Annotated in this window: 22 protein-coding genes and 3 pseudogenes; 17 read left to right on the top strand and 8 right to left on the bottom strand. The window is 61.5% G+C overall.

Features of this window, described 5'->3' with window-relative positions; genetic code table 11:
- From C8D77_RS38590 to ligD, 4 genes and pseudogenes are all read right to left on the bottom strand, one after another.
- Positions 1–80 (bottom strand): annotated as a pseudogene (locus tag C8D77_RS38590) (DUF736 family protein); the annotation flags it as partial.
- Positions 47–904 carry an ArdC family protein gene (locus tag C8D77_RS34310; protein ID WP_109671934.1) on the bottom strand — a complete coding sequence of 286 codons (858 nt, stop codon included), beginning with the start codon at positions 902–904 and terminating at the stop codon, positions 47–49. The pseudogene C8D77_RS38590 and the gene C8D77_RS34310, both read right to left, overlap by 34 nt.
- A gap of 188 nt (positions 905–1,092) precedes the next feature.
- Positions 1,093–1,767, bottom strand: coding sequence for a DNA polymerase domain-containing protein (locus C8D77_RS37910; RefSeq protein ID WP_170136900.1), 675 nt, complete (start codon positions 1,765–1,767; stop codon positions 1,093–1,095).
- A gap of 30 nt (positions 1,768–1,797) precedes the next feature.
- On the bottom strand, positions 1,798–2,886 hold the full coding sequence (ligD, locus tag C8D77_RS37905; protein WP_170136899.1) for a non-homologous end-joining DNA ligase: 1,089 nt from the start codon (positions 2,884–2,886) through the stop codon (positions 1,798–1,800).
- A 506-nt stretch (positions 2,887–3,392) separates the two neighbouring features.
- On the opposite strand from ligD, the gene C8D77_RS37900 reads away from it, so the two are divergent.
- From C8D77_RS37900 to C8D77_RS34225, 16 genes are all read left to right on the top strand, one after another.
- Positions 3,393–3,584 carry a hypothetical protein gene (locus tag C8D77_RS37900; protein ID WP_170136898.1) on the top strand — a complete coding sequence of 64 codons (192 nt, stop codon included), beginning with the start codon at positions 3,393–3,395 and terminating at the stop codon, positions 3,582–3,584.
- 53 nt (positions 3,585–3,637) lie between these two features.
- The gene (gene nanR / locus C8D77_RS34295) at positions 3,638–4,348 is read left to right on the top strand and encodes a transcriptional regulator NanR (RefSeq protein ID WP_109671932.1); all 711 of its coding nucleotides are present in this window, start codon (positions 3,638–3,640) and stop codon (positions 4,346–4,348) included.
- Entirely contained in the window at positions 4,345–4,650 is a 306-nt protein-coding gene (locus C8D77_RS34290) for a putative quinol monooxygenase (protein ID WP_109671929.1), read from the top strand. The genes nanR and C8D77_RS34290 overlap by 4 nt, the downstream gene beginning before the upstream one ends.
- 46 nt (positions 4,651–4,696) lie before the next feature.
- Positions 4,697–5,473: an HpcH/HpaI aldolase family protein gene (locus C8D77_RS34285; RefSeq protein ID WP_109671927.1), complete on the top strand. Its 777-nt coding sequence runs from the start codon at positions 4,697–4,699 to the stop codon at positions 5,471–5,473.
- 14 nt (positions 5,474–5,487) lie between these two features.
- Positions 5,488–6,540 carry an NAD(P)-dependent oxidoreductase gene (locus C8D77_RS34280; RefSeq protein ID WP_109671925.1) on the top strand — a complete coding sequence of 351 codons (1,053 nt, stop codon included), beginning with the start codon at positions 5,488–5,490 and terminating at the stop codon, positions 6,538–6,540.
- A gap of 139 nt (positions 6,541–6,679) precedes the next feature.
- A complete protein-coding gene (locus C8D77_RS34275; RefSeq protein ID WP_109671922.1) occupies positions 6,680–8,335 on the top strand; it encodes an extracellular solute-binding protein in 1,656 nt (551 codons plus the stop codon).
- A gap of 88 nt (positions 8,336–8,423) precedes the next feature.
- Positions 8,424–9,362: a carbohydrate ABC transporter permease gene (locus tag C8D77_RS34270; protein ID WP_109671920.1), complete on the top strand. Its 939-nt coding sequence runs from the start codon at positions 8,424–8,426 to the stop codon at positions 9,360–9,362.
- Positions 9,362–10,210 carry a carbohydrate ABC transporter permease gene (locus C8D77_RS34265; protein WP_109671918.1) on the top strand — a complete coding sequence of 283 codons (849 nt, stop codon included), beginning with the start codon at positions 9,362–9,364 and terminating at the stop codon, positions 10,208–10,210. Before C8D77_RS34270 ends, C8D77_RS34265 begins: the two co-directional genes overlap by 1 nt.
- Positions 10,211–10,221: 11 nt before the next feature.
- Positions 10,222–11,316, top strand: a complete 1,095-nt coding sequence (locus C8D77_RS34260) for an ABC transporter ATP-binding protein (RefSeq protein ID WP_109671916.1) — start codon at positions 10,222–10,224, stop codon at positions 11,314–11,316.
- On the top strand, positions 11,313–13,286 hold the full coding sequence (locus tag C8D77_RS34255; protein ID WP_109671914.1) for a D-apionate lactonase family protein: 1,974 nt from the start codon (positions 11,313–11,315) through the stop codon (positions 13,284–13,286). Before C8D77_RS34260 ends, C8D77_RS34255 begins: the two co-directional genes overlap by 4 nt.
- 395 nt (positions 13,287–13,681) lie before the next feature.
- Entirely contained in the window at positions 13,682–13,894 is a 213-nt protein-coding gene (locus tag C8D77_RS34250) for a hypothetical protein (RefSeq protein ID WP_109671912.1), read from the top strand.
- 14 nt (positions 13,895–13,908) lie between these two features.
- On the top strand, positions 13,909–14,478 hold the full coding sequence (locus C8D77_RS34245; protein ID WP_109671910.1) for an SOS response-associated peptidase: 570 nt from the start codon (positions 13,909–13,911) through the stop codon (positions 14,476–14,478).
- A 155-nt stretch (positions 14,479–14,633) separates the two neighbouring features.
- The gene (locus tag C8D77_RS34240) at positions 14,634–15,302 is read left to right on the top strand and encodes a hypothetical protein (protein ID WP_170136903.1); all 669 of its coding nucleotides are present in this window, start codon (positions 14,634–14,636) and stop codon (positions 15,300–15,302) included.
- Positions 15,303–15,584: 282 nt separating this feature from the next.
- Entirely contained in the window at positions 15,585–16,340 is a 756-nt protein-coding gene (locus C8D77_RS34235) for a phosphatase PAP2 family protein (protein ID WP_245951956.1), read from the top strand.
- A gap of 4 nt (positions 16,341–16,344) precedes the next feature.
- The gene (locus tag C8D77_RS34230) at positions 16,345–17,256 is read left to right on the top strand and encodes a diacylglycerol/lipid kinase family protein (protein ID WP_109671908.1); all 912 of its coding nucleotides are present in this window, start codon (positions 16,345–16,347) and stop codon (positions 17,254–17,256) included.
- A gap of 19 nt (positions 17,257–17,275) precedes the next feature.
- A complete protein-coding gene (locus C8D77_RS34225; RefSeq protein WP_109671905.1) occupies positions 17,276–18,118 on the top strand; it encodes a metallophosphoesterase family protein in 843 nt (280 codons plus the stop codon).
- A 15-nt stretch (positions 18,119–18,133) separates the two neighbouring features.
- Here the strand turns inward: C8D77_RS34225 and C8D77_RS34220 are convergent, their stop codons facing one another.
- The 3 genes and pseudogenes from C8D77_RS34220 to C8D77_RS34210 form a co-directional block, all read right to left on the bottom strand.
- Entirely contained in the window at positions 18,134–20,113 is a 1,980-nt protein-coding gene (locus tag C8D77_RS34220; RefSeq protein ID WP_109671903.1) for an ABC transporter ATP-binding protein/permease, read from the bottom strand.
- Positions 20,114–20,358: 245 nt separating this feature from the next.
- Positions 20,359–20,622: a YMGG-like glycine zipper-containing protein gene (locus tag C8D77_RS34215; RefSeq protein ID WP_109671901.1), complete on the bottom strand. Its 264-nt coding sequence runs from the start codon at positions 20,620–20,622 to the stop codon at positions 20,359–20,361.
- 428 nt (positions 20,623–21,050) lie between these two features.
- A pseudogene (locus tag C8D77_RS34210) lies at positions 21,051–22,449 on the bottom strand (helix-hairpin-helix domain-containing protein); the annotation flags it as partial.
- Between C8D77_RS34210 and C8D77_RS34200 the strand changes: the two are divergent.
- Positions 22,450–22,617, top strand: a pseudogene (locus C8D77_RS34200) (PCC domain-containing protein); the annotation flags it as partial. It lies immediately after the preceding pseudogene.
- Between the two features lie 28 nt (positions 22,618–22,645).
- Here C8D77_RS34200 and C8D77_RS34195 read toward each other — a convergent pair.
- Positions 22,646–23,254 carry a cysteine hydrolase family protein gene (locus tag C8D77_RS34195; protein ID WP_109671951.1) on the bottom strand — a complete coding sequence of 203 codons (609 nt, stop codon included), beginning with the start codon at positions 23,252–23,254 and terminating at the stop codon, positions 22,646–22,648.
- Positions 23,255–23,738: the final 484 nt, after the last annotated feature.

Raw genomic sequence — 23,738 nt, 5'->3', positions numbered from 1 at the left:
TTGCGAAAGAGGTTCGCGCGTATCGGCTGCGCGAAGGTCGGATCGTCTAACTGGATCGAGACATAGTCTCCTGCCTTCTCGCTGGAGCGTTTCCAGCCGGCACCAATCTCAAAGCCGTCCTCGCTTCCGGCGTGAACGCGAGCGAGGCGCAGCAGAAGGCCGCGTTCATCTCGGCGACCAGTTCCTCGAAGGCGTATCTCTTGGTGCCGAAGGCGCCGCCGAGGTCACGGCCGACCCGGGAGGCATGGCCGGTTGCATGGCCAAGCTCGTGCAGGGCGGTGCGGTGCCAGTCGATGGTCTCGAAATAGGCCTGAGGAGGCGGCACCTGCACGTAGTCGTGCGCCGGCACATAATAGGCGCGATTGCCACCGATGCGGAAATCGATACCTGCGGCCTTGATCAGCGCCTCGACTGTAGGCTCGATCAGTCCGGGCTCCGGTGCAGACGGAGCCGCGGCCAGATCGTCAGGCAGATTTTCACATTGCGCCACGTTGAACACGATGAAGCGCTTCAGGAACGGTATCGCCTGTGCCGCCTCGCCGGTTTCCCGCGCGCGATTCTTCTCGTCGTCAGGGATGAAACGGTCAGCATAGACGACGGTGGTCCCGTGTTCGCCCTTGCGGACATGGCCGCCCAGCGATAGCGCCTGGCGGAAAGTCAACCAGCCCTGGACGGGAAAGCCATGCTCGACGACCGCACCCCACAGGATCAGCACGTTGATCCCCGAATAGGCGCGGCCGGAGGCGGCATTGGCCGGCATGGCAAGGGGCGCTTGCGCCGCCGCCGTGCCCCAGGGCTGCACCCAGGGAAAGCGCCCAGCCTCCAGCTCGGCGATGATCTTGTTGGTGATATCGTCATAGAGGCTTGCCCGGTCGGCGCCGGCGCGAGCGTAGTGTCTTGACATTGCGGTTCTCCGCGACGGGCGCCGGAGGCCTCTCCTCCAGCTCTCAACCCGTCACGGCAAACCGGTCCGTACTCTCACTCTAGACGGCGTTGCGGGAGCCTCTCGCAGAAAGGGAGACGCTCTCGAATTTGGGCAAAGGCGGTCAGCGCCGAATCGGCAAATGTCGCTGAACATCTAAGTGTGGTTTGCTACCGGACTGCGTGGCGGATGCGGTCGGTAAGCGTTTGTTCGACGCCGAAATAGCCCTCCCAGGCTTCGGGCAGTTGAGCCCGCGCGGCGGCGAAAACATCGAAACCGTTGGCGCTTTCGCAGGTGGGCAACTCCTCCCAGTTGACGGGCACTGCGCACGACGCTCCCGCGCGTGCCCGAGTCGACCAGGGACAGATTGCCGTGGAGCCCTGGCCGTTGCGCAGGTAATCAAGAAACATTCGGCCCTTGCGCTTCGCCTTGCTCATGTTGGCGACGAAGCGCGACGGATCTGTACGGGCCAGTAGTTCGGCGAAGTCTTGGCAGAAGCTCTTGACCTCGTCCCAGTCTGCCTCCGGGACGAGCGGCACGACCACATGAACGCCCTTGCCGCCGGACAGCAACGTCCACGACTGCAGTCCAAGCGCTTCAAGAATGTCCCGAATGTCGAGGGCTGCCTGCTTGACGGGAGCGAAGCCCAGGCCCTCGTCGGGATCGATGTCGAAGATCATGCGGTGCGGCAGATCCGGCTGCTGTCGACGGCTTCCCCAAATGTGGAATTCGAGAACGTTCATCTGGACGCCTGCGATCAGCCCAGCCAGGTCATCGACCCACAAGATGCGGCTTTCCTTACCCGACATCTTCGCCGACTGGCCGTCATGGATGGCCTTGGGCATGCCTGGCAGTAGTAGGCGGCGAGCGTGGCCTTAGTCACCTTGGTCCCGGGATACAGTCTTCGGCATTTCCATCACCACTTGGTCAGCTCGCTTGTCTTCGCGCATGCCCTTAAAACTTGGATGCCGCAAGCTGCCGTCCGGTGTCACTTCGGCATAGGTGACCTCGGCAACAAGCTCGGGCCTCACCCACCGGGCACGGCGGGCAATGTCTCTCGGAACGGAGGCGAAAGCCGATTTCTCAACACGGCGTTTCTCGAGCTTCGCGAGGATGTCGTTGCGCATCGCCTCGGTGAAGCCGGTGCCGACGCGGCCACGGTAAACCAGCTTGCCGTTTTCGTAGGTGCCAAGGATCAACGAGGCCATGCCATGTCCTGTGTCACTTGGGCGATAGCCGCCGACAACGAATTCCTGTCGCTTCGTGCACTTGATCTTGAGCCAACTCCGGGTGCGGTCGCCGACGTAGGAGCTGTCGGCGCGCTTGGCGATGACGCCTTCGTGGCCGCCCTCGCACATGGCGTCGAACACCCTTTTGCCCTCGTCGACGATGTGGCTGGAGAATTGCAGGCTGTCGTCAGGGCGGCGCGCGCCCAGCAGGGACGCAAGTCGCGCCTTGCGCTCGAGGAGCGGCTGGTTCGACAGATCTTCGCCATCGAATTCAAGCAGATCGAAGGCGTAGAACTTGAGGGGCATGCCCGCGGCAATGCCGGTTTTCAGCATGGAGAAGTTCGTGCGGCCCTGGCTGTCGATGGCGACGATCTCACCATCGATCAGAACCGCGCCTTTGGTCAGTCTCTGAAGCGCCGGCACGATGACCTTGAACTGTCGGGTCCAGTCGTGGCCATTGCGGGTATAGACGACGACGTTCGAGCCGGAGATGGCGACTTGGGCACGATAGCCGTCGAACTTCATCTCGAAGAGCCAATCTCCGCCCACCGGTATATAGTCTGTCAATGTGCAGAGTTGGAAGGGCCGAAACCCCGGCAGCGGATATTTAGGGATAGATTCTGAATCTCTGCGCCGTGTGCGCCTTTTGCTGATGCTGAGGGTGCCATCTACAGCCGACATGCGGAACTCGGATAGATAGTCCGATTCAATAGCCAGCCTGGGATTCGGTTCCATGCCCAAGCATCTCGCGCCGGCGACCGTCGGCGCTCAAAGGAAGAACGGCGTATAAGCCGCAGTCCTGCGCGCGTCCGCAAAAACGGACGATTGTCGCGCGCAGGACGGAGGAAATTCGTCCCCGCCGCGGGCGGTGAACGGGACAGCCGTAGGAGCGTCAGCATAGCGCCGGCCGCAGGACGGGACGCGGGACCGACTGTCCCCGTCCGCGGTGGTCCGCATGTTTTGCGTCGAAGCCGACCGGCCGAGATCGGGCGCATTTCCGGTTCTCTACAGTCAAGGATGCTGATCGCGATCGGATTGTCCAACCCAGCGCCGGGTGGCCTGGACGAAATCGATGAGGCCTTCCACCCCTTCGCCCCTCACCGGCCCCCCCTGTCACAACTCGTGCAGAAGAGCGCTCGCTCGATCGAACTGAACAGAGCGCCCTTTCCATAACGCTTGATGAGGCCGGCGGGTTTTGCCGTTGCATGGTGCGAACAGGATTTGCACCAGGCTCGCAACACATGCCACTCGCGAAGGTCGCCGAGCGCCACATCGAGGCCGGCGTGAACGCTGCCATCAATGATGGTCTGTGGCGGGATCTTGACCTCGCCTGGTGTCAGGATTTTCTCCATCACATGCCGACTGTTGTAGTGGATCAGGCCTATTTCACCTTTTTGCGCTTGAAGCGGGCGTCTGTCGATATCTGCATTTGACAAATGGCGGCCGAAGGCAATAGCCTGATGGCCTGGTATCAAAGGTACGCCAAGTGATCGGAGTTCTGATCAAACAGCGGAAGCTTTCGGAAGAGGTCGCAGAACACCTCGAGCGGCTGATCCGCAAGGGAGAGGTTGCCGAAGCTGACCGGCTTCCGTCCGAACGGGAACTCATGCGGCAATTCGGGGTCGGGCGCCCGTCAATCCGCGAGGCGCTTCTGCGTCTGAGCAAGATGGGCCTTGTCGAGGTGAGATCCGGTGAGCGTGCCCGGGTCACTCGGCCCACCCCCCAATTCGTGATCGACGCCCTCTCAGGGCCGGCACGGCACATGATTTCGGCCCCGGGCGGGGTTCACGATTTCCAGAGCGCGCGTTTGTTTTTCGAGGTCGGGCTTGCCCGCAACGCCGCTGTGAATGCCACCCCGGAGGATATCGAAAGCCTCAAGGAGGCGCTCGAAATCAACCGGCAGTCGATCGGCGACCTGGCGCGCTTCGAGCGCACGGACGTGGACTTCCACTACGTGCTGGCGGTGATCACCCGCAATCGCATCTTCACAGCTATCCACGCGGCGTTGGCCGAATGGCTGCTCGAACAGCGGCGCACGACTTTGGCCAAAGGTGAAGACCGCAAGGCCTACGAGGCTCATCGAGAAATCTTTGATGCCGTCGCCGCGGGCGATCCAGACGCCTCCGAAGCTGCTATGCGCCGGCATCTCGAATATGTGGCCAAGCGCTATCTGGAAATTGCGGGCCCGAAGTCATGAGTGGCTTCGTCGTCTGGGTCGATTTCCGCCTCAAGCGTGGTGCCCGCGACAGCTTCCGAGCGCTCGTTGCCGCCAACGCGACCGCATCGGTCCGCGACGAGGCCGGCTGCCGCCGTTTCGATGTGATGGAGGCGCGCGGCGAACCTGACCGGGTGCTGCTCTACGAGATTTATGACAGCGAGGCCGCATTCGAGAACCACTGCCGGACGGCTCATTTTGACGAATTCAACACACAAAGCGCGCCGCTCGTCGACACCAAGGTGGTGACGAGGTGCGACCTCGTTCTTGAGGCTTCGACTTGAAGAAAGCATAGCGGATTGCGTCCCTTGGGACGAACGGAGGAAGTGTATGTCGGAGCCACGTCTGAAGGCGTTAGCCTCTCACAGGGGGGTCAAGCTCGGTACGCTCGTCGCGGAGTTCGCGACACCGGGAATCGGCCATATCCTCAAGTCGGCCGGCTGTGATTTCGTCTTTTTCGACATGGAGCATTCCGGCTTCAGCATGGAGACGGTGAAGAGCGCGATCCGCTATTTCGAGGCGGCGGACCTGCCAATAATGGTTCGTGTGCCGTCGCAGGACTACCATTTCCTCGCCCGCGCCATGGACATGGGCGCCGAGGGGCTGATCGCGCCGATGGTCAGTACGGTCGAACAGGCGCAGCACATCATCAATTCGATGAAGTATCATCCGGCCGGCGCGCGCGGCGTGGCGTTGCAGATCGCGCATGACCGCTACCGTCCGGGTTCGGTCGCCGACAAATTCGCGGGCGCCAACAAGCGCTCGGCGTTCATCTGCCTGATCGAGACTGCCGACGGCGTCAAGAACATCGACGGTATCGCAGCACTCGACGGCGTCGATTGCCTGTGGGTCGGACATTTCGACCTGTCGGTGTCGCTCGGCATTCCGGGCGACTTCGCCCATCCAAGCTTTACCGCCGCGATGGACAAGATCGTGGCCGCTGCCAAGAAGCACAACAAGTCGCTCGGCCGCCTGGTGGCCAACGTCCAGCAGGGCCACGACTTCTACGCCAAGGGCTTCGACTTCATCTGCTATTCGGGCGATGTCTGGGTTCTGCACGACGCGATGGCCGACGCGGTCTCAAAAATCCGCGCCGGGTGCAAGTGAGGGCGAAGGAGACGATGGCCAACATAAAATTCAGGGTGGCGCTCTCCGGCGACTTCCGCAAGGCGGACGGCTCGCCCACCTATCCCGACTTCGACCTTGAGCCACTGCGCAATGCGTCGGGCGTCGAGATGGCCTTCCTGGAGGCGAGCAACCCGCTGCGGGCCGATCAGCTTGAGGATTTCGATGCGCTGATCCTGCTCGCCCATCGCTTCGATGCGACGAGCGTTCCGAGGAGCGGCCGGCTTGCCATCGTCGCCCGCTTCGGCGTCGGCTACGATACCGTTGACGTCAAGGCCTGCACCGACGCGGGCATAGCACTGGTGATTACACCTGACGGAGTGCGGCGGCCCGTCGCCGTGTCCATCATCACGCTAATGCTGGCGCTGACCTGCAAATTGCTGACCAAGGACGCGCTGACGCGAAAGGGGCCCGACGGGTTCTACAAGCGCTCGGAGCATATGGGTGTGGGCCTGGTCGGCCGGACGCTCGGATCGCTGGGCATTGGCAACATCGGCGCCGAGATGTTTCGCATGGCCAAGCCCTTCGACATGAAGTTCATCGCACACGACCCGTTCGCCGACAGACAAGTCGCCGCCGAACTCGGCATCGAACTGGTCGAGATCGAGGATTTGTTCCGCCGCGCCGATGTGCTGTCGGTAAGCTGTCCGCTGACGCCCAAAACCCGCCATATCGTCAATGCCGGACGGCTCGCGCTGATGAAGCCGACCGCCTATCTGATCAACACGGCGCGCGGGCCGATCGTCGACCAGAAGGCACTGACCACGGTGCTTCAGGAGCGCCGCATCGCCGGGGCGGGACTGGATGTGCTCGAGCAGGAACCGCCCGATGCCGACGATCCGATCCTCAAGCTCGACAACGTCATCCTGGCGCCGCACGCGCTCTGCTGGACCGACCAGTGCTTTGCCGGCAATGGCGCGGCCGACGTGGCGGCGGCGATCGAGGTGCAGCACGGACGCGAACCGCGCGGCGTGGTCAATCGCGAGGTGCTTTCGACCGAGGCGTGGAAGAAGCGACTGGCCGGCTTGGCCGCCCACTCAAGGCCGTAGGAGCAAGGAATTTGGCGCGCCGCCGCGGGTTTTAGTGACGGCTCTCTAGGTAAGCTCAGCCGTGGCGCCGCGGTCGAGCATATACAAACGAAGCGGTCGCCGCGATCAACGCAGCCACCGAATGGGAGGAGCAAGCACCATGAACGACAGCGAGAGACGTGATTTTCAGGCCGGCCTCGAAAGCGAGGTGGACGCTTTCCTGAAGGGTGAATCCACCCGCCGAACGTTTATCACCCGCTTTGGCCAGATGACTGGCATGCTGGCGGTCTCCGGACCGGTCCTCGGCATGATGACCGACTGGGCGGTGGCGCAGCAGAAGCTCGAACTGGCGGACCCGGCTTCGCCGCTCGGCCAGGCGCAGGCCCTGGCGCTAAAAGCTTCGACCGAGGGACCGGCGGATGGTTCGGCCTTCCGCGCTACCAAAGCGGCCAAGCAGTTCCCGGGCGTGACGATCAACATGACGTCCGAGGCCGGACTTCAGGCGCTCGATCCGCGCAATTTCAGCGGCCCGATGTGGGAGCAACTCACCGGAACCAAGATGAACGTCGTCGAACTGTCCAACCCCGATCAGTATTCGAAGGCGGTGGCCGAACATATCGCGGGCTCTCGCGCCTATGACGTGCTGGATATCTCGCCGGCCTGGACGCCATCACTGGCCGATGGAGGGGTCATCGCGCCGCTCGACGAGTTTATCACCAAATACATGAACATGAAGGACTTCGAGGACTTCCACCCGCTCTACAAGGCGCTGCCGACCTACAAGGGAAAGATCTGGGGCTTCTTCGACGACGGCGACATTTTTGCGCTCTACTACCGCAAGGACATCTTCGAGGATCCGAAGATGATGGAGGCCTATCAGGCGAAGTTCAACGGCAAGCTGGAAGCACCCAAGACCTGGGCGGAGTACAACCAGATCGCGCAGTTCATCACCGATCAGATGGCGCCGAAAACCTACGGCGCCGGCCATTTCCGCAAGGCGGGCAGCCCGGGCAACCAGTTCGACTTCCTGCAGCAATTCCGGGCCAATGGCGGCAAATTGTTCGGCGACGACATGAAGGCCGGACTGGTGTCGGATGCCGGCGTCGCGACGCTGACCAGCATGGTGGCGTCGAACGCAGCCTCGATCCCCGGCAACAACGAGCTCGACGCGGTCTCGCTCTGGGCGGCGTTCCTCACCGGCAAGGTGGCGATGATCTATTCGTGGCCGCCGACAGGCCGCATGGCCGGTAACTACTCGCAGTCGGCCACCGCGATCAACTTCATCCCGCAGTCGCAGATTGCCGGAAAGGTCGGTTATGCCGTCGTGCCGGGCAATCCGGAACATGCCGTCGGCTACAACAAGGCGCTGGCGGCGGATTCGGCCAATCTCGAGGCGTCCTACCTTTTCATGCAGTGGGTCACCTCGCCTGAGGTCTCGCTGGCCCGCGTCATGCTGCCCTACGCGCTGCGTGATCCGTACCGCATCTCGCACTACAAGTCGGACCTTTATGGCGGGCTGTTCCCCGGCGCGAAGGAATATTTGATCAACCTCAACAACTCGGCCAATGTCGGCCTGCTCGACCCGATCATGCCCGGCGCCCAGGATTATTTCCTCAGCCTCGACCGCATGTGCACGGCGGTCTGGGCCGGCGCCGACCCGAAGGCGTCGCTGGAAACGGCGGCGACCGAATGGAACGAAACCACCGACCGATTGGGCGTGGAATCGCAGAAGGCGTTCTACACTGAGTTCCTGAAGCTGCCGGGTGCGACTGCGGAAAACACCGTCGAGAAACTTGGCTTGGCGGTCAAGTTATAGGCGGCACGGACCAATCCTCCCCTGCGAAGCGGGGGAGGACTGGCGGTACCGTTGAGGACGCACCTGCTCAGTTTTCCGAGTGATTGCAATGACCACCCAAACCATCACACGAATGCAGGCCGCCGGTCCCCCGCGACGGCTGTCGCGCTTCGGGCAATGGGCGGACCGCCATTTCAAGTGGCTGCTGGTGGCGCCGGCGGTGCTGCTAATCCTGGCGCTGTCGATCTACCCGCTGCTATTTTCGCTGGTCGTGTCCTTCATCAACTACGATTTCCAGGTGCCGGGTCACGCCTTTGTCGGATTGAAGAATTTCGAGCGGGTCGTGTTCGATCCCGTCGCACGCTGGTCGCTGTTCCTGACCGCGTGGCTGTCGGCGATCAGCGTCGCCATCGAATTCGTGCTGGGCCTGCTGGTGGCGCTCACGATGGTGAAGAGCTTTCCGGGCCGCGGCGTGATCATGTCGATACTGATCGTGCCGCTGTTTATCAGCCCGGTGATCGTCGGCCAGGCCTGGACGCTGCTGCTGCAGCGGCCTTTCGGACCCACCAACTATCTTCTGACGCAACTTCTCGGCCAGGAGGTGACGATCGGCTGGATGACCGAGAGGCCGTGGCTCTACATCTCACTGATTGTCGCCGACGTGTGGCAGTGGACACCGTTCATGTTCGTCATCCTGCTCGCCGGGCTTACCGCCATCCCCCCCAATCTCTACGAGGCGGCGGAACTCGACGGCGTCAGCGCCTGGCAGGCCTTCTGGGCGATCACCCTGCCGCATCTCGCGCCGATGATGCTGTTGGCGCTGACCTTTCGGTTGCTCGACGCGATCCGCATGTTCGACACCATCTTCATCATGACGGGCGGCGGGCCGGGCACGCAGACCTACACGGCGTCCTATTATCTCTACACGGTCGGCTTCACCCAGTTCCATCTGAGCCAGGCGACCGCCGGAAGCTGGCTGTTCCTGATCTTCACTGCATTTGTCGTCACGCTGCTGGTCCGGCGGCTGTTGAAGACGGAGCCGGTCTGATGGCCACCACAGCGCCCGTCCGCCGCAGGAAACGCCGATCCGTGCCGATCGGCCGCATCCTGCTGCTCGGCTTTTTCCTGATCTTCGTGCTGTGGCCGCTCTACTGGATGTTCAACACGTCGATCAAGCCGAGCGACGACTATCTCACCGTGCCGCCGGTCTGGTTCCCCGCCCACCCGACGCTCGTTCACTACGAGGCGGCGCTGTTCACCTATCGCGGCCTCGACGGGCTGATCAATAGTCTGATCATCTCGCTGTCGGCGACGGTGCTTTCGGCGCTGCTCGGCACGCTGATGGCCTATAGCCTGGCGCGCTACGACACCGGCGGCAAGCATCTGTCATTCTGGGTGCTGTCGCAGCGCTTTTTGCCGCCAATCGGCATCGTGCTGCCGGTGTTCCTGATCTATCGCCAGGTCGGGCTCTACGACACCCATGTCGGCCTGATCATCGCCTATACGGTCTTCACGCTGCCGGTCTCGGTGTGGATGATGTTCGCCTATTTCCGCGGCATGCCGAAATCGATGGAGGAAGCGGCCTTGGTCGACGGCTGTACGCGCTGGGAGGCGTTCTGGCGCGTTGCTGTGCCGCTTGCAGCCCCTGGGATCGTCGCGGCCGCCGTCTTCGCCTTCATCGCCTGCTGGACGGAGTTCTTCTTCGCGCTGATCCTGACCAGCCGCACCGCGTTTACGCTGCCGACCGTGTTCCGCGCCTTCATCGGCTTTCAGGGCGCGCAATATGGCGAAGCCGCGGCCCTTGCCATTGTTTCCCTCGTGCCATCGATCGCCCTGGGAGTACTTGCTCAACGCCACCTCGTGCGCGGGCTCACGCTCGGCGCCGTTCGCGGATAGAAAGGGTCGGCATGGCCGAAGTCAGGATCACCGGCTTGCACAAGCGCTACGGCGCCTTCCACGCGGTGCGCGGCATTGACCTGCACGTGCGCGACGGCGAGTTCGCCGTTCTGGTCGGCCCGTCCGGCTGCGGCAAGAGTACCCTGCTCCGGACCATCGCAGGACTGGAGGAGAGTTCACAAGGCACGATCGAGATTGGCGGCGAGTTGGTCAATGACTTCCGGCCGCGCGACCGTGACGTGGCGATGGTGTTTCAAGACTATGCGCTCTATCCGCATATGAGCGTAGCCAAGAACATCGGCTTCGGTCTCAAGGCTCGCAAGATGCCGAAGCCAGAGATCGAGGCGCGCGTTGCCGAGGCAGCGCGCATGCTTGGCATCGTCCCGTTGCTTGGGCGTTTTCCGCGCCAATTGTCCGGCGGGCAGCGCCAGCGCGTCGCCATCGGCCGCGCCATAGTCCGCAACCCCCGCATCTTTCTGTTTGATGAGCCGCTGTCCAATCTCGACGCCCAGCTTCGCGACGAAATGCGTGGCGAGATCAAGCGCCTTCACCAGGACATCGCTACAACAATGATCTACGTCACCCATGACCAGATAGAGGCGATGACACTGGCTGACCGCATCGTGCTGATGCGCGACGGGTTGATCGAGCAGCAGGGCGCGCCACTCGACCTATTCGAGCGGCCCGTCTCGACCTTCGTCGCTGGCTTTCTCGGTTCGCCACGCATGAGCTTCCTGCCGGGCACGCTGGCTTTGGACGGCAGCGCCGCCGCCATCCGGCTGGCCGATGGTCTGCTGCCGATCGCCCCCGGGCGGACTCTAAATGGCGCTACACATGGGCAGTCGGTGCTGCTCGGGCTGCGGCCAGAACATCTGACACGCGCGCACGCTGCTACACCCGCGCCGGGCACATTTCGCTACGACGCAACCATCGACCTGGTGCAGCCGACCGGCTCGCGCAGCTATGCGACCTTCCGCCTTGCCGGCGCGCCAGTAGTGGCAGAGCTGCAGGCGCACGACGTTAGCCGTCCGGGGGAAAGGCTGCCGATAGACATCAACATGAACCGGGCTTCGATTTTTGACGCTACGACGGAGCAGGCAATTTGACCTCGGCAGCATCTCGAGCCGTCCGTTTGTGTGGAACCGAACAGCTTGAGCCACCGCTGCGCACACTTCGCGCGGGACCCTTGTCGGTCGAGTTCGACAATGGGGCGTTACGCTATATCCGCATGGGCGGGATTGAGATTCTGCGCGGGATTTCATTCCTCGTACGCGACGAAAACTGGGGAACCTCTACGCCGGTTCTCGATGATCTCCACATCGACGAAAGCCTGGATATGTTCACCGTCGCATATCGAGGAACATGTTCCGCAACATCCGGTCGCCTGGTTTACCAGGTCCGGATCTCGGGCAGCGGCGATGGTGCGCTGTCGTTTGTGGCGGAGGCAGAGCCGGAAACCGACCTTTTGACGAACAGGACGGGCTTCGTCGTCTTGCATCCGATCGAGGCGTTGGCCGGCAAGCCGATAAAGGTGCTGCATGAGGATGGTCACGAAGAGCTATCGCTCTTTCCCGACCACATCGATCCAAAATGTCCGTTCACAGACATCCGGGCGTTGTCGCACGAGATCGCTCCTGGGATCTGGGCCACATGCACCATGGACGGTGATGCCTTTGAGATGGAGGATCAACGCAATTGGTCCGACGCCTCCTATAAAACCTATGTTCGCCCTTTGCGTCGCCCGTGGCCTTACAGACTGCCCAAGGGCCAGAAATTCACGCAGGCGGTCCGGCTTCACGTGTCAGGAACGCTCCCTGCCGGGACGTCTGAAAACCGCAATCAACCTGTCAACCTGACGATCGGCGGACCCGTCGGCCGAGTGCCCCGCACTGGCGTCGGCGTCGCCGCCGACGAGGTAAAGCACGCGCTTGAAACCCCCGAACTCTTTCGGCGAATGGCTCCACAGTGGATGGTCTGCCAAGTGGATCTGCGCTTAGGACACGGCCAGGATGAACTAGAAGGCTTCGCCGCGCTTGCACGGCTGACCGGCGCGGGCGTTGTCCTCGAGATTATCACCAAGGGCACGCTCGATCCATTCGGCGAATTGGCGCCCGTCGCGAACGCCGTCCATAGACTCGGCCTTAAACTGGAAGCTGTCTGCGTCTTTCCGGCGCAGGACATGAAATCCGTACAGCCGGGAGCCTCGTGGCCCGCTATGCCCAGCTTCCACGAAAACTATTCCGCCGCTCGCCGAGCCTTCCCGGGTATACCGTTAGGCGGCGGCATGGCCGCATACTTTACCGAACTCAATCGCAAGCGTCCGCCGGCCGAAGCGCTCGACTACGGGAGTTTCACCACCTGTCCAAGCGTGCACGCAGCAGATGATGTCTCAGTGATGGAGACGCTTCAGGCCATCCCCCATCTAATCCGCTCCGCGCGTGTTTTCATGGGGGAACGCTTGCCCCTGCGTATGGGGCCAATCCAGCTCGGCTGCCGCGAGAACCCATATGGAAAATCCACTGCGCCGAACGAAGCGAACGCTCGCGTCTGTCTCAGCCGCATCGATCCTCGGCAGCGCGGGCTGTTCAATGCGGCTTGGACACTCGGCTATTTCGCGGCCTGCGCACGCGAGGGGGCCGAGGCCGTAGCCTTCGGCCAGGTCACCGGCCCGTTCGGACACGTGTACAGGCCGGCCGAATTCGTTCAGCCGTGGTATGACCAGCAGGATGGCCGAATGGTGTATCCCGCTTTCCATGTGGTGGCAGGTCTCTCACAGCTCGCGGATGCCAAATTGTTGTGTGTCGAGGCACCCGGCGCTGACAGCATCGCGGTGATGGCGGCTGAAACAGACGGGCGCGCGACCCTCTGGCTCTCAAATCTCACCGCCAAAACGCAGTTGGTGCGGCTTTCGGATAGGATCAACGCCCGCATTGCTCTTCTTGCTGCTGACCATTTGGAGCGGGCGGCAATCGATCCGAACTTCATGGAAAGTTCCGTAGAGCTGGATGACCAATTCATCTCGCTTGACGCCTACGCTGTCGCGCGGGTCGACTTTGATCGATCGGCATCGACGTAGCCCGATGTACGGCGCGATCGAGCCGGCCGGCGCATCGCCCAGGATTGAGCGGCCATGCAGGGTTTTACGTCGCATTTGGGCCGAGAGCCGCCATTCCCCTCCGGCCCAAATGCGACGATCCTAAGGGCCTTCGGAAGGATGCACGATACCGGCGTTGGGCAGGGTTTGGTTCCGGAACGAAATCAGATGCCGTTTCCCAAGCTGCCCCCATAATTCGAGTGGGGTGGGAGCGGGAAGATGGACACTCCGTTATGACGGCCTCCCGAATTAACGAGCCCAACAAAGTGCCTACTTGGTTCCAAGCTGGTGGCAATCCGAAGTGTGTTGTGAGAGCCTGCCTCAGCGAGTAATGTGGATCGCCCTCAGCATCGCCACGGCAAGCTGATGGTTGGAAGATGCTTCGCAAGGCGCTTGGTGCTGCTTTCCGAAAATGGTCGGACGAGCCGGACCTTGAGCGCATCATTGTGAGCCACGGCGATGTCATCACCGACAAACCGCGCGAAGTGCTCAAGCAGATCGCGCGAGATTTTCGGGCCATAGCGGAATATCTCCGGACGCTGGCGCCGCAGCCAAGCCGCGCTATTTGTCCTAAGTCATCAATTGACTGAAAGCGTGGGCAGCTATGTGCAACGACTATGAGCAGCATATCGCTTGGGCCGAATATTGCTGGATGATGGAGTCGCTGGCTCTCGACATTCCCACTCATCAAACCGAACTGGATTTGCCGCAGGCGGATGACATTCGCATCAGCGAGCCGGCGCCGATCATGCGCGCCGCCGGCGGCACGATCGAACTGACGCGTATGACGTTTGCTTTTCCACCGTCCGGGCCTAAAGGCGGGCCGGTCTTCAACTTCCGTTCCGAGGGACGGAATTTCTCCAACAGCAAGCGCTGCCTAATTCCGGCATCGGCTTTTTTCGAATTCACCGGAAAGAAGTCGCCAAAGGCCAAGCATCGCTTCACGCTCAACGGCGCGTCCTTCATGGCGATCGCCGGACTGTGGCGCGAGGGCGAAGGCAACAAGTCGCCGACATTCGCGATGCTGACGACCGAGCCCGGGCCTGACGTGGCGCCGATCCATAATCGACAGATTGTGGTGCTGCGCCCGGAAGACTGGGCGGCCTGGATCCATCTCACCAAGCCCGAGGCGGAGCTGTTGAAGGCCCTGCCTGCCGGGTCGTTGGCGGTATAAACCGTGCGACAAGGAAGCGACTAAGGTTCGGGCCGGTCCCGCCGTTGAGGTATCCATTGGCGAAACAGGACAAACCGACGAAAGGGCAAGCACGCAAGAGCGTCCGGAAACGTAAGGCACCGGCGCTCAAGGCATTAGCGCAAGCAGGTGCCAGCCTGCTTCACACATTCAGGCCTCGCCAAGCGCGTCCAAAGACGCCCCAACGACGCACGACATCATCACTGGTTGCCGAGTGGCCGTTGTCGCCTGCGGCGACGCTCGGCTCGTCGGTGCGCACGAAGGGGATCGAGCGCGAACTGCGTGCGCGCCTGTCTTGGGCAGTCAGGAAATTTGTTAAGGCCGAGACCGGGCGCATCATCTTGCAGATGCCCGAAGCCGAGGCAGACGAGTTCAAGGCTGCCTCGGCAAAAGTCTCGAAGACGCTGGAGGGGATCGAATCGTTGCCAGTGCTTCCCCGCGAGGCAGAGGATGTGCTCACAATTTCTTCGCGCGAGCGGCACAAATGGCTCAAAGACGGCCGGCTGCAAAGCATCGGCACGCGCACCGTGAAAATGCGCGGCCGATCCAAGGCCGTCACCTTCCACGTTTTCGATCCCAACCACATCGAGGATGTTCTGGATCGTGACCTGCCAAGCGTTTGGCGTGAGGAGGATGCGCAGGAGATTGCGGAGAACCGGCGACGCGGTGCGGGGAAGGCCGCGCTGACAAGAGCGGGAAAAGGCAACGGCAAAGGTGTCGTTGCGAAAGACGCCCGAACAGCAACCGACCTACGGCCAAAGTTGGAGGGATGGGACGCATTCGAAGACGAGGGACTGCTGCGCTAAAAAAGGCGCCAGTGAGGCCTACACACTGCTACCGACTGCTAACGTCGAGGAGCCATTTGCCTCCCCGCCTAGCGCCATTTCCCGGTCGTTCATTGCGATGTTTCGACGCGAATACGACCTTCAACCGTGAGCGAGCTTGAACGGCAATCGCCAGAGTTTTCCCAGTCATACGGCTCCCGAACATCACCGCGCCACCACGCTCTAAGTTGCCATATTTTGTACCCGGCCGGTCAAGCGGGAACTTCGTCCTGACAAGCTCGTTGTCAGCTCGAAAATGGGGTCGTGCGCTTGAACGAATTAATCCCAAATAACGAGCGCAATTGCCATGCGAGCAGCGACACAGGTTCGCTCGCCCGGATCGGCGACGAATTTAAGCATGGAGCAAACTGGTTTATTGGCGCGGGCCTGCTTGTAGCAGGCCTTTGTCTCGTGTTTGGCGTGCTTGCTGAGGAGGTCCTTGAAGGCGAGACCACGGCTTTTGATGTCGCCATCATGTCAGCCCTGCGCAGTGCTGCAAATCCGGCCAATCCGATCGGTCCGCCGTGGCTTCAAGAAGCCGCCAGGGATGTCACATCGATCGGCAGCGTGGTGTTCCTTGGATTCGTGCTGCTGGCAGCGGTCGGCTACCTCCTTCTGAGCCACAAGCGCGCCCTAGCCGTCTTGATGGCTGTTTCGGTGGTTGGCGGCGAACTCCTCAGCACGATCCTCAAGATGAGCTTCGATCGGCCTAGGCCGGACATACTCCACGTCACGCGGGTGTTCACGGCGAGCTTCCCAAGCGGACATGCAATGCTTTCCGCGATTGCGTTCCTCACCATCGGGGCCCTGCTTGCCCGCGCAAACGAGGACCAACGCCTTAAAGGATATTTCATGGCGCTCGCCGTCTTCCTGACAGTCGCCGTGGGCGTCAGCCGCGTCTATCTCGCGGTTCACTATCCCACGGACGTCCTTGCAGGATGGTGCATCGGTTCCGGCTGGGCGATTCTTTGTTGGACGGTCGCATTGTGGTTCCAGCAGACCAGCCCAAGCAGGGGATAGAGACGTGAGGGTTTTGGCGCTCATCAACCAAAGCGCTGGCGCTGCTGCGCGCATCGGCGACATTGAAAACCTCGTCCGTGACGGCTTCACGAAACGCGGCATCGAGGCAGATGTGAAGTTAGTGGCTGGGCGCCAGATTGGCGAGATCGCCCGTGGTTTCGTCGCTGACAACTCAAGATCCGGCCTTAGATCAACATTGGTCGTTGGTGGTGGTGACGGGACTCTTGGCACCGCGGCCTCGGCTCTCGCGGGAACTGATCTGGTGCTCGGTATCCTTCCGCTAGGTACCTTGAACCACTTTGCCAAGGACCTGGGTTTGCCTATCGAACTCGACGCGGCGATGGATGCGATCGCGGCGAACAGGCCTGTGGCAGTCGATGTCGCCGAGGTCAACGACCGTGTTTTTCTCAACAACTCATCGATTGGCATCTATCCCTTCTTTGTTGCAAAACGTTCCGCCGAGCAGCGGCGTCGAGGGCTGGGTAAGTTCGCGGCTATCGGTCCTGCGCTCGCGCGAACATTAAGGTCCGCGTCATGGCAGGCTGTCCGTGTTACAGCTCAAGGTGAACGCAAGAGACTGCTGACGCCCTGCGTGTTTGTCGGGAACAATCTTTACGACATCGGCGACCTTGGTCGCCGCAAAGGCCTGTCGTCACAGCAGCTGTGTGTCTATGTCGTCAAACAGCAATCGTGGCTTGGCCTGGCGTTGCTCCCGTTCAAAATCGCGTTGGGCATGATCGACTCGGATCGAGATGTAGAGACGTATAGAACAAAAACCCTCCAGATCACGTCGCATCGAACCTCCATGCTGATCTCGCTGGATGGCGAAGTCGTCAGCATGGGTATGCCCCTGAACTTTCGAATTCGCCCGGCCGCCTTGCAGGTCCTTGCACCTGCCAAAAATGCAATCGAATAGTGGTCAGCGGAGCAATCTGGTGAAGACCCTCGTCCATCTTTCGGATTTGCATTTCGGAAAAACAGAGATCCAGCTTGTGGAAGCCATTGCGGCTGAGGTTCGCGCTGTCGGTCCAGATTTGCTGGTCGTTTCCGGGGATTTGACCCAACGCGCCCGCAAAGTTGAATTCTTGCAGGCGCGAGCATTCCTAGATTCCCTTCCTGGCCCCCGCATTGTGGTGCCGGGCAATCACGATGTTCCACTCTGGAATGTCTTCGCGCGCGCCTTAACGCCTCTGTCTCGCTACCAGCGCTACATCGACGCGAACACCGATCCATTCTACGCCGATGCGGAACTCGCTGTCGTCGGGATCAACACTGCGCGATCCCTGACAATCAAGGACGGCAGGATCAATGTCCGTCAGCTTGAAGCGACAAAAAACAAACTTGCAGGCGTGTCAGATAACGTTACGCGGATAGTGGTCACGCATCATCCATTCGAAGGGCTGGATTTCGAGAGCGACGATGGTATCGTCGGCCGGGCAAGTCTTGCAATGGATGCATTCTCACGCAGTGGCGTAGACATCATACTGTCTGGGCACCAGCATCTTCATCGCGCCAGTTCGAGCGCCAGGCGTTACCTGATCGACGGCTATGCCGCATTGCTTATTCAGGCGGGAACGGCCGTTTCGTCGCGGCTTCGCAAAGCCGCAAATTCGTTCAACATAATTCGCATCGATCGTCCGGAAATCTCCGTGGAATGTCGAGCTTGGCAGGATTCGCAAGCCCGTTTCGAAACCTCCGCCAAATATTCCTTTCGGCACGGCCCTGATGGATGGGAAGCTGCCTGCATTTTATGCCCGGGGAAGCGGTTGCCTTGGTGAAAGTAACGCGGCCTTTCAGCCGGAGCGCCGGCGCCTGAGGAGGCTCGCAATCAATTTCCGGCCGCTCTTGCGCGGGACCAGATCGATATCGCTGACCAGCTTTGCCCCATCCTTGCGCCGCTCCAGAGTGATCTTTCGGCTGTGGTAGGCTTCCAACTCGGCCCGATGCGCAACGCTTATGATGGTGACATCAGGCAATTCGCGGATGACGGTCTCCATCATCTTGTCCTGGCTCTTCTCATCGAGCGCTGCCGTGGCTTCGTCCAGCACGATGATATCGGGAGCGTGCAAGAGCAGGCGGGCAAACGCAAGCCGCTGCCTTTCGCCGCCAGACAGAGTCTGGTCCCATGGCGCGTCTTCCGCGATCCTGTCCTTCAGGTGACCAAGGCCCACCTTGTCGAGGGCAGCCTTGATTTCTTCCAGCGTCCACCTCTCGGCCGCCCCGGGATAGGCGACCGCGCGGCGAAGCGTCCCTGTTGGGATATAGGGGCGCTGCGGCAGCATGAACAATCGCTTGTCGGGGTGGAAGTTCACGCTGCCGCCGCCCCACGGCCACAGGCCTGCGATCGCCCGCACCAGCGTGCTCTTGCCCGAACCGGATTCGCCGGACACCAACACCCGCTCGCCGGGCTCGATGGCGACCTCGGTCTCCTTGACCACGGCAGTGCCATCGTCAAGTGATACGGACAAATCTTTCAGGCTGAGCATCACCTCGCCTTCTGTATCGCCGTGGTTGATGCGTCCGAGTGCATCACTCTGCTCGGCGCGCTCGAGCCCATCGAGCGACATCATCAGCGAGGAGACGCGGCGCGCAGAGGCGTTCCAGTCGGCGAGACGCGGATAGTTGTCGACCAGCCATCCGAACGCGCCCTGCACGATGGCAAAGGCAGATGCCGCCTGCATTACCTGCCCGAGCGACATCGAGCCTTCAAGGAATTTCGGCGCGCACAGCAGAACCGGCACCACCGGCGCAAACAGGCTAGACCCCTGGGATACCAGTGCTGTGCGCATGTGCTGGCCCGTGAGCAGCGCCCATCGTTTCAGCACATGGCCGAAATTCCTGTCGATGCCGCTGCGCTCCTCCTCTTCACCGCCGAGCAAGGCGATGCTTTCACCATTTTCGCGCACGCGCGTCAGCGTGTAGCGGAATTCGGCTTCGGCCTGGTTCTTCTCCTCGGAGAGCTGGACGAAGTTGCGGCCGATGACCACCATCGAGGTGGAGGTAATGGCGGCATAGATGACTGCGGTGATGACCAGGAAGCCCGGAATTGTGACGGTCTCGCCACCGATCGGCAGGGTCAGCGCTCCGCCGATCGTCCACAACACGACGATGAAGGTCGAGGCCGCCAAAAACGCGTTAATGACCCCGGAGACGAAATCGACAGGCGATTCCGCGGCAATGCGCAGATCGTCCGTGAGACGGGCTTCCGGGTTCTGGTGATCGCCGCTGACGAGGTTCAACTGATAGTACCTGCCATTGGCGAGCCAGCGGCTGATCAGCGCCGTGGTGAGCCAGGAACGCCAGCGGCGCTGGATTGTCATGCGCAGATAGACCTGGGCAACAACGAGGCTACCGCTTGCCAGCACCAGCGGCACGAAGACAGCACTCAGGAAATACACGTTGCGGGCATTGCGCTGCTCGATGGCGTCGAAAATCGAGCGGTTCCAGACATTGATGCCGTATTGAAAGCCGACATTGATGCAAATCAGGATCAACAGCCCGATCGTGAGCGGCCAGGCGAGCCGGTCGCCGCGCCGGCTCCAGTAGCCGCGCGCGCTGATCCAGAAGCGGGTGAAGAGATATTTCTTGCGCGCCTGCTCTGCCTGCTCAGGCGTCACACCGGGACTGGGTTCAATGGCTTCTGGCGGCGGCGCAGCCTCGTCAACCGACTTGGACACGACTTCGACAGCCGGCGCCTGCTCCTTGCGCGACTTCCTGATAGGGCGCGGTTTGGCGCTTTTGGCGGATTTTGGCTTGGATCTGGTTTGTGACATGCGGCCGACAACGACTTAAAAATCAAAAGGTTTCATGGCCCGTCCGACTTCGACCTGGAACTGCTCACGCAGCGCACGCTCGACGCGAGCGCTATCCGGTCCACGCCGCTGTGAGAGGGTCGGTCGAAGGCACTAGCTCGACAGACCCCCTCCGACACTCCGTTGGCATCCTCGGTTTCATGGTCTTCTAGTGCCGAGTTGGTCGGCGGACCCCGCCGGCCAACGTTTCGCATCAAGATGCGTGATCAATAGCCCTCTGGGCACTGTTCAATGTAGATGCGGCCGTGACGATCGCGATACCTGCATTGACCAGCTTCGCTGGCGTGGCCGATTACGGCGCCGGCTATGGCACCGGCTGCTCCGCCAACCACGGCGCCTTTGACCGGATCGCCAGCTACCGCGGCACCAATTGCAGCACCGCCCAAGCCACCAACTGCCGCGCCCTGTTCCGTGCGCGAGCAGGCTGCCAGGGGAACTAGCATCATCAATATGATTAGAGCATTTTTCATTGTTCTCTCCTCCGGATTGCGGTCAGGCGTCGATAAAAACGCTTCAACGAAGGCCAAAGAAACTAAGTATAGCGACTACGATTACAACTGCCCCGACCAACCATATAATGTTGTTCATGGTCCATCTCCTGGAGGTAGCGAACCTACGCTAAGAACACGTAGATTTTCTGTGAGGGTGGTGTCCGCGTTCTAGCTTCCAGCAAACGCGATCAAGCTCAGTAGGTTCCACATTATGGGACTACGGTCTTATTGGCTTAGGGCGGAAGGCTGAATGCTGCCGACAACGGTCCTACTACCTACGCGTGTCGTGGAGAGCGAGCGCGTTTGCCGGCATGACAATCATGGCCAATGCAAAGGATCGTTGATGCGACAAACCTTGGATCCGCGTCCAGTCGGCCTCAGGGCGGAAACTGTCCGACCTTCGCGTCCTACTTAAAATCCCGCGTCTTCACCTTGATCTGGTCGATGTGCAGATTGGGATCGATGATGTTGCGCGGCCGCGGCCCTTTCGGCAGCCCGCGCGGGTCGGGCGTCGGGCTGCCGTGGTGGAACTCGTCACCGCGGCCATGTGGCAGCGGGAAGGCAGCATCGCGATCGCCAACGCTGGCAAGTTCAGCGGAGAGATCGCTCAGCCGATGGGCGACGAGATGGACCACCTCGCCTTCGCGCTGGATGCGCCCATAGACGCCGATCATGCCGGCGCTGAGCACGACCCCTCGATATCTCTCGAAGACCTTCACCCACACGACCAGGTTGGCGATGCCGCTCTCGTCCTCGATCGTGATGAACATCACGCCCTTGGCCGAGCCTGGCCGCTGCCGGACCAGCACGAGGCCAGCCGCCTCCAGCCATTGCCCATCGCGGGCCTGCATCGCCTCTCGGCAAGAGACGATGCGCTTGCGCCGCAGGTCGGCACGCAGGAAGGACACAGGATGATCGCGCAGGGTCAGCCCGACATGCCCGTAGTCCTCGACCACCTCGCCGCCTGCCGTCATGGCACGCAGTGCTACCGCCGGTTCGTCGATTTCCGCCACCGTGCGCTGCTCGCGAGCGGAGGCAGCCGCAAACAGCGGTAGCGGCTCGTCGCGCAGCGCCTTGATCGCCCATAGGGCCTCACGCCGAGCCAGCGACAGCGACGGCTGAAACGCATCGGCCTGGGCGAGTTCGACCAGAGAGGCAGCGGGCACGCCGGCGCGATGCCAGAGGTCGTCCACCGAGGCAAAGGCCTGGTCAGCGCGTACAGTGACGATGGAGGCAGCATCGGCATTGGCAAGGCCCCGAACCATGCGCATGCCAAGGCGAACGGCGAACCGGTCCTCGTCCGCGGTGGGCTCGAGCGTGCAATCCCAGCGCGACGCGTCACGCAGACCGGCCGCACTTCGACACCGTGGTCGCGGGCATCGCGAACGATTTGCGCCGGCGCGTAAAACCCATCGGCTGGGCGTTGAGAAGGGCTGCACAGAAGACATCCGCGTGATGACATTTCATCCAGGATGACGCGTAGGCGATCAGCGCAAAGCTCGCCGCATGGCTTTCCGGAAAGCCATAGCTGCCGAAGCCTTCCAACTGCTTGAAGGTCTTTTCGGCGAAGGCGCGCTCATAGCCGTTCTTCACCATGCCGCCGATCAGCTTGGCGCCAAAGCTGGAAACACCGCCAGTGTGCTTGAACGTGGCCATGGCGCGGCGAAGCTGATCGGCTTCGCCAGGCGTAAAGCCAGCGCATTCAATCGCGACCCGCATAGCCTGCTCCTGGAACAGCGGGACGCCTAGCGTTTTTCCGAGCACCTTTTCGAGCTCGGGCTTGGGATAGACGACGTCCTCCTTGCCCACGTCCACGTGGTGCTCGGCTTGAGCGACGGCACCACCAGAGGCGGGCATTTGCTCGAAGGCATCGTTCGGCCGACGCTCGAGGTCACGTTGGTGGAAGCGCGCGGTCACCTGCGCCGTCGCAAGCGCCCCGAAATGGGCGCCGCCTTGATCGACCTGGGCGCCTGATCGTCAGCCGACTAGGTCGGCCGGTTTTTCAAGTCCAGTTCGAGAGCACCGTCTCCATCTCGACCGTCTCGACCTGTTGCGCGAAGCGCTGGTGATAGACGGTCAACAACGCATCATGCGTTGCATCGGAAGAACTGCACAGCGCGTCCGTGACCAGAACGACGCGATAACCGAAATCGATGGCGCCGAGCACCGTGGCCAGCACGCAGACATCGGTTTCGCCGCCAGTGATGACCAGCGTATCGACATCCCGCTCCATCAGAAAGGCTCGAAGACGACCTTCGAACCAGGGCGAGTAGATGTGCTTGTCGATAACGACCGACGGCGGGCAGTAGCCGGCCAAGGCCGGCAACAGTTCTACCATTTCGGGGCCGATCGTCTCGACTGTCATCGACGCCCAGCGCTTGTAGTAGCGCTTCCACGTCCCGACACCTTGCCCCGGCCTTTGAGCGGGCAAAAAGCGCGTGAAGACCATGCGTGACGCCTGTCTCTCGACCAGCCTCTCGATCTGTGGAAGCACGCGAGTAATCCACGGCGTTGCCCATTGTGATGGTTCGGCAAACAGGCGTTGCATGTCGACGCAGATGTGCATGCACCGATCGCCCAACGGACCATAGGCCAGACCTGGCATCGACATCAGCGCCTCCTCGACCAGCAGTGTCTTCGCGGCGATCAACGATACGAAACGTCACTTGCGCGGACTCGTTCCTGTGCAGGAACCGACACAGCCAGCTGACGTTCCCGCTCAGGACATGGAAGCACGCGCGAGCTGGCTGGACTGCCCGATTGGAGATGAAATGGAACTGAGTGGTGTGAGTTGCAGGGCCGCCTAGTATAGTTCGCGTCACCAATCTCCCGGCGGGATCGAGCAGAACAGAGCTCGGTCGTCAGCACGGGAGTGCCGTCTTCGGCAGCATCGGCTAGCCACGGCTCACGACTTCTCCGTGTGAGTTACAGAGGACGCCAGTCACCCCGACATCAGACACGACTTGGGCAGACCCCGCATCGTCCCCGAGTGGGACTCCGGTAGGGCGTGGTGTTGGACCAAAGTCTGATCGCATACCGCAAAAGTCCAACCAGCACCGATGCTCGGAACAGCCGCCACCTGACGTAGTTATCCG

This window comes from Mesorhizobium loti (assembly GCF_003148495.1).
Classification (GTDB): domain Bacteria; phylum Pseudomonadota; class Alphaproteobacteria; order Rhizobiales; family Rhizobiaceae; genus Mesorhizobium; species Mesorhizobium loti.
Note: the sequence above shows the minus strand (reverse complement) of the source record. Positions and strands in the feature narration are given on the sequence as shown.